This is a genomic window from Arthrobacter sp. GAS37 (assembly GCF_044908325.1).
Taxonomy (GTDB): domain Bacteria; phylum Actinomycetota; class Actinomycetes; order Actinomycetales; family Micrococcaceae; genus Arthrobacter; species Arthrobacter ramosus.
This window is the reverse complement of record NZ_JBIYDB010000074.1, coordinates 1-5,493: the sequence shown is the minus strand read 5'-3', so window position 1 is coordinate 5,493 and position 5,493 is coordinate 1. Positions and strand designations below refer to the sequence as shown.

3 rRNA genes are annotated in these 5,493 nt (G+C 56.6%); all 3 read left to right on the top strand.

Annotated features, from left to right (window positions below):
* Positions 1-1,437 (top strand): 16S ribosomal RNA (locus ABH924_RS24600); the annotation flags it as partial.
* 603 nt (positions 1,438-2,040) lie between these two features.
* Positions 2,041-5,179 (top strand): 23S ribosomal RNA (locus ABH924_RS24595).
* Between the two features lie 170 nt (positions 5,180-5,349).
* Positions 5,350-5,466 (top strand): 5S ribosomal RNA (rrf, locus tag ABH924_RS24590).
* The last annotated feature ends 27 nt before the right edge of the window (positions 5,467-5,493 follow it).

The following is a 5,493-nucleotide window of genomic DNA, read 5'->3' as shown; positions in this document are numbered from 1 at the left end:
CCGGGGATTAGTGGCGAACGGGTGAGTAACACGTGAGTAACCTGCCCTTGACTCTGGGATAAGCCTGGGAAACTGGGTCTAATACCGGATACGACTGCTCCGCGCATGCGGTGGTGGTGGAAAGCTTTTGCGGTTTTGGATGGACTCGCGGCCTATCAGCTTGTTGGTGGGGTAATGGCCTACCAAGGCGACGACGGGTAGCCGGCCTGAGAGGGTGACCGGCCACACTGGGACTGAGACACGGCCCAGACTCCTACGGGAGGCAGCAGTGGGGAATATTGCACAATGGGCGAAAGCCTGATGCAGCGACGCCGCGTGAGGGATGACGGCCTTCGGGTTGTAAACCTCTTTCAGTAGGGAAGAAGCGAAAGTGACGGTACCTGCAGAAGAAGCGCCGGCTAACTACGTGCCAGCAGCCGCGGTAATACGTAGGGCGCAAGCGTTATCCGGAATTATTGGGCGTAAAGAGCTCGTAGGCGGTTTGTCGCGTCTGCTGTGAAAGACCGGGGCTCAACTCCGGTTCTGCAGTGGGTACGGGCAGACTAGAGTGATGTAGGGGAGACTGGAATTCCTGGTGTAGCGGTGAAATGCGCAGATATCAGGAGGAACACCGATGGCGAAGGCAGGTCTCTGGGCATTAACTGACGCTGAGGAGCGAAAGCATGGGGAGCGAACAGGATTAGATACCCTGGTAGTCCATGCCGTAAACGTTGGGCACTAGGTGTGGGGGACATTCCACGTTTTCCGCGCCGTAGCTAACGCATTAAGTGCCCCGCCTGGGGAGTACGGCCGCAAGGCTAAAACTCAAAGGAATTGACGGGGGCCCGCACAAGCGGCGGAGCATGCGGATTAATTCGATGCAACGCGAAGAACCTTACCAAGGCTTGACATGAACCGGTAACGCCTGGAAACAGGTGCCCCGCTTGCGGTCGGTTTACAGGTGGTGCATGGTTGTCGTCAGCTCGTGTCGTGAGATGTTGGGTTAAGTCCCGCAACGAGCGCAACCCTCGTTCTATGTTGCCAGCGGTTCGGCCGGGGACTCATAGGAGACTGCCGGGGTCAACTCGGAGGAAGGTGGGGACGACGTCAAATCATCATGCCCCTTATGTCTTGGGCTTCACGCATGCTACAATGGCCGGTACAAAGGGTTGCGATACTGTGAGGTGGAGCTAATCCCAAAAAGCCGGTCTCAGTTCGGATTGGGGTCTGCAACTCGACCCCATGAAGTCGGAGTCGCTAGTAATCGCAGATCAGCAACGCTGCGGTGAATACGTTCCCGGGCCTTGTACACACCGCCCGTCAAGTCACGAAAGTTGGTAACACCCGAAGCCGGTGGCCTAACCCTTGTGGGGGGAGCCGTCGAAGGTGGGACCGGCGATTGGGACTAAGTCGTAACAAGGTAGCCGTACCGGAAGGTGCGGCTGGATCACCTCCTTTCTAAGGAGCACCATTATCATTCCTGTGGTTGCCGCATGGTGGCTGTGGGGGTGTGTGGAAGCAAAGCCCATTGCGCAGGCGTCTGTTCTGCGGTGGGTGCTCATGGGTGGAATATCAGCAGATAGCGGCCGGTTGGTTCTTTCCCGCCCCTAGTACGGATGCTTTCGTTCCTTTTGGTTCGGGTGTCTTGGAACGGTGCGGGTGGGGGAAAGCCGGTTTTTCGTGTTTGGCACACTGTTGGGTCCTGAGGCAACAGGGCCGTGGCGTGGGTGCGTGGCCTGTTTGGGTTTGCGTGTCTTGTGTCGCGGGTTTGGGTGTTTCTGGTTTCCTGGCTGCATGGTCCGTGCGTTGGTGGCCGTCCCCGTTTTTGGGGGTGGTTGGTGCGGGGGGTGTGGTACGGGGTTGTTGTTTGAGAACTACATAGTGGACGCGAGCATCTAGGCACGCGCATGGTCATTGCTTCCTTTCGGGGGTGGTGGGGTGTGTGTGTCTTACAGCAATTTCTTTTTATGAACCTGGATCCGGCCGCGTGGTGCATCCTTCCGGGGTGTGTGGCGTGGCGTGGTTTCCGTGGTTCTCTCGAGAAGTTTTTTGATCTTGTGTGGTCAAGTTTTTAAGGGCACACGGTGGATGCCTTGGCATTAGGAGCCGAAGAAGGACGTAGGAATCTGCGATAAGCCTGGGGGAGTTGATAACCGAACGGTGATCCCAGGATGTCCGAATGGGGAAACCCCGCCAGACGCGTTTTTCGTGATCTGGTGACCCGCATCTGAACACATAGGGTGCGTGGGGGGAACGCGGGGAAGTGAAACATCTCAGTACCCGCAGGAAGAGAAAACAAGAGTGATTCCGTTAGTAGTGGCGAGCGAACGCGGATGAGGCTAAACCGTTCCATGTGTGATAGCCGGCGGGCGTTGCATGGGCGGGGTTGTGGGACTTTCCGTACTGGTTCTGCCGGACCGGTGGGGTGAGAGTGCAGACATAGGTGAACGGTCTTGAAAGGCCGGCCGGAGAGGGTGTTAGCCCCGTAACCGTAATGTTGTGTGCCGCCTGGAGAGGATCCCAAGTAGCACGGGGCCCGAGAAATCCCGTGTGAATCTGTCAGGACCACCTGATAAGCCTAAATACTTCCTAATGACCGATAGCGGACCAGTACCGTGAGGGAAAGGTGAAAAGTACCCCGGGAGGGGAGTGAAACAGTACCTGAAACCGTGTGCTTACAATCCGTCGGAGCAACCTTGTAGTTGTGACGGCGTGCCTTTTGAAGAATGAGCCTGCGAGTTAGTGTTACGTCGCGAGGTTAACCCGTGTGGGGTAGCCGTAGCGAAAGCGAGTCTGAACAGGGCGAGTGTAGTGGCGTGATCTAGACCCGAAGCGGAGTGATCTACCCATGGCCAGGTTGAAGCGACGGTAAGACGTCGTGGAGGACCGAACCCACTTCAGTTGAAAATGGAGGGGATGAGCTGTGGGTAGGGGTGAAAGGCCAATCAAACTCCGTGATAGCTGGTTCTCCCCGAAATGCATTTAGGTGCAGCGTTGCGTGTTTCTTGCCGGAGGTAGAGCTACTGGATGGCCGATGGGCCCTACAAGGTTACTGACGTCAGCCAAACTCCGAATGCCGGTAAGTGAGAGCGCAGCAGTGAGACTGTGGGGGATAAGCTTCATAGTCGAGAGGGAAACAGCCCAGACCACCAACTAAGGCCCCTAAGCGTGTGCTAAGTGGGAAAGGATGTGGAGTTGCGAAGACAACCAGGAGGTTGGCTTAGAAGCAGCCATCCTTGAAAGAGTGCGTAATAGCTCACTGGTCAAGTGATTCCGCGCCGACAATGTAGCGGGGCTCAAGTACACCGCCGAAGTTGTGGATTTCAGATAGTAGACAAGCCTTCGTGGTTCAGTCGTCTGGAGTGGTAGGGGAGCGTCGTGTGGGCGGTGAAGTCGCGGTGTAAACCAGCGGTGGAGCCTACACGAGTGAGAATGCAGGCATGAGTAGCGAAAGACGGGTGAGAAACCCGTCCGCCGAATGATCAAGGGTTCCAGGGTCAAGCTAATCTGCCCTGGGTAAGTCGGGACCTAAGGCGAGGCCGACAGGCGTAGTCGATGGACAACGGGTTGATATTCCCGTACCGGCGAAGGACCGCCCATGCCAAGCGGGGGATACTAACCGCCCGGAGCCTGCCCAATCACCCTTGTGGTGTGCGGGTTTTGGCCGAGCGCGGGACCTGATCCCGGGAGGTAAGCGTATTAACAGGTGTGACGCAGGAAGGTAGCCGGGCCGGGCGATGGTTGCCCCGGTCTAAGGATGTAGGGTCAGCGATAGGCAAATCCGTCGCTGTGTCTTTGATGACGTTCCTGAGATCTGATGGGACCCCCGTCATGGGGGGATCCGGTGATCCTATGCTGCCTAGAAAAGCATCGGCGCGAGGTTCTAGCCGCCCGTACCCCAAACCGACACAGGTGATCAGGTAGAGAATACCAAGGCGATCGAGAGAATTATGGTTAAGGAACTCGGCAAAATGCCCCCGTAACTTCGGGAGAAGGGGGGCCCCAACCTTGAACACCACTTGCTGGTGGGAGGGGATCGGGGCCGCAGAGACCAGGGGGAAGCGACTGTTTACTAAAAACACAGGTCCGTGCGAAGTCGCAAGACGATGTATACGGACTGACTCCTGCCCGGTGCTGGAAGGTTAAGAGGACCGGTTAGCCGCAAGGCGAAGCTGAGAATTCAAGCCCCAGTAAACGGCGGTGGTAACTATAACCATCCTAAGGTAGCGAAATTCCTTGTCGGGTAAGTTCCGACCTGCACGAATGGAGTAACGACTTCCCCGCTGTCTCAACCATAAACTCGGCGAAATTGCAGTACGAGTAAAGATGCTCGTTACGCGCAGCAGGACGGAAAGACCCCGAGACCTTTACTATAGTTTGGTATTGGTGTTCGGAGTGGCTTGTGTAGGATAGGTGGGAGACGTTGAAGCCCGGACGCCAGTTCGGGTGGAGTCATCGTTGAAATACCACTCTGGTCACTTTGGACATCTAACTTCGGCCCGTGATCCGGGTCAGGGACAGTGCCTGATGGGTAGTTTAACTGGGGCGGTTGCCTCCTAAAAAGTAACGGAGGCGCCCAAAGGTTCCCTCAGCCTGGTTGGCAATCAGGTGTCGAGTGTAAGTGCACAAGGGAGCTTGACTGTGAGAGAGACATCTCAAGCAGGGACGAAAGTCGGGACTAGTGATCCGGCGGTACATTGTGGAATGGCCGTCGCTCAACGGATAAAAGGTACCTCGGGGATAACAGGCTGATCTTGCCCAAGAGTCCATATCGACGGCATGGTTTGGCACCTCGATGTCGGCTCGTCGCATCCTGGGGCTGGAGTAGGTCCCAAGGGTTGGGCTGTTCGCCCATTAAAGCGGTACGCGAGCTGGGTTTAGAACGTCGTGAGACAGTTCGGTCCCTATCCGCTGCGCGCGCAGGAAATTTGAGAAGGGCTGTCCTTAGTACGAGAGGACCGGGACGGACGAACCTCTGGTGTGTCAGTTGTACTGCCAAGTGCACCGCTGATTAGCTACGTTCGGATGGGATAACCGCTGAAAGCATCTAAGCGGGAAGCTCGCTTCAAGATGAGATTTCCATGCACCTCGTGTGTGAGAGGCCCCCAGCCAGACCACTGGGTTGATAGGCCGGATGTGGAAGACAGGACTAAAGACTGTTGAAGCTGACCGGTACTAATAGGCCGACAACTTACACCACACAAACACGATCACTGCTTGCGTCCACTATGTGGTTCCCGAACAACAACCCGTTCCGGAACAAACCACAACTGAATAACAACACCACCAAACCCCTCAAACGGGTTTGGACAAGTTGTAACCACCAGTCTTCCCGCCCCGCACCCCGTGCGGCGGACCGGGTAACAGGGTTACGGCGGTCATAGCGTGGGGGAAACGCCCGGTCCCATTCCGAACCCGGAAGCTAAGACCCACAGCGCCGATGGTACTGCACCCGGGAGGGTGTGGGAGAGTAGGACACCGCCGGACAACCATTAACGGTCCAGGCCCCGACAC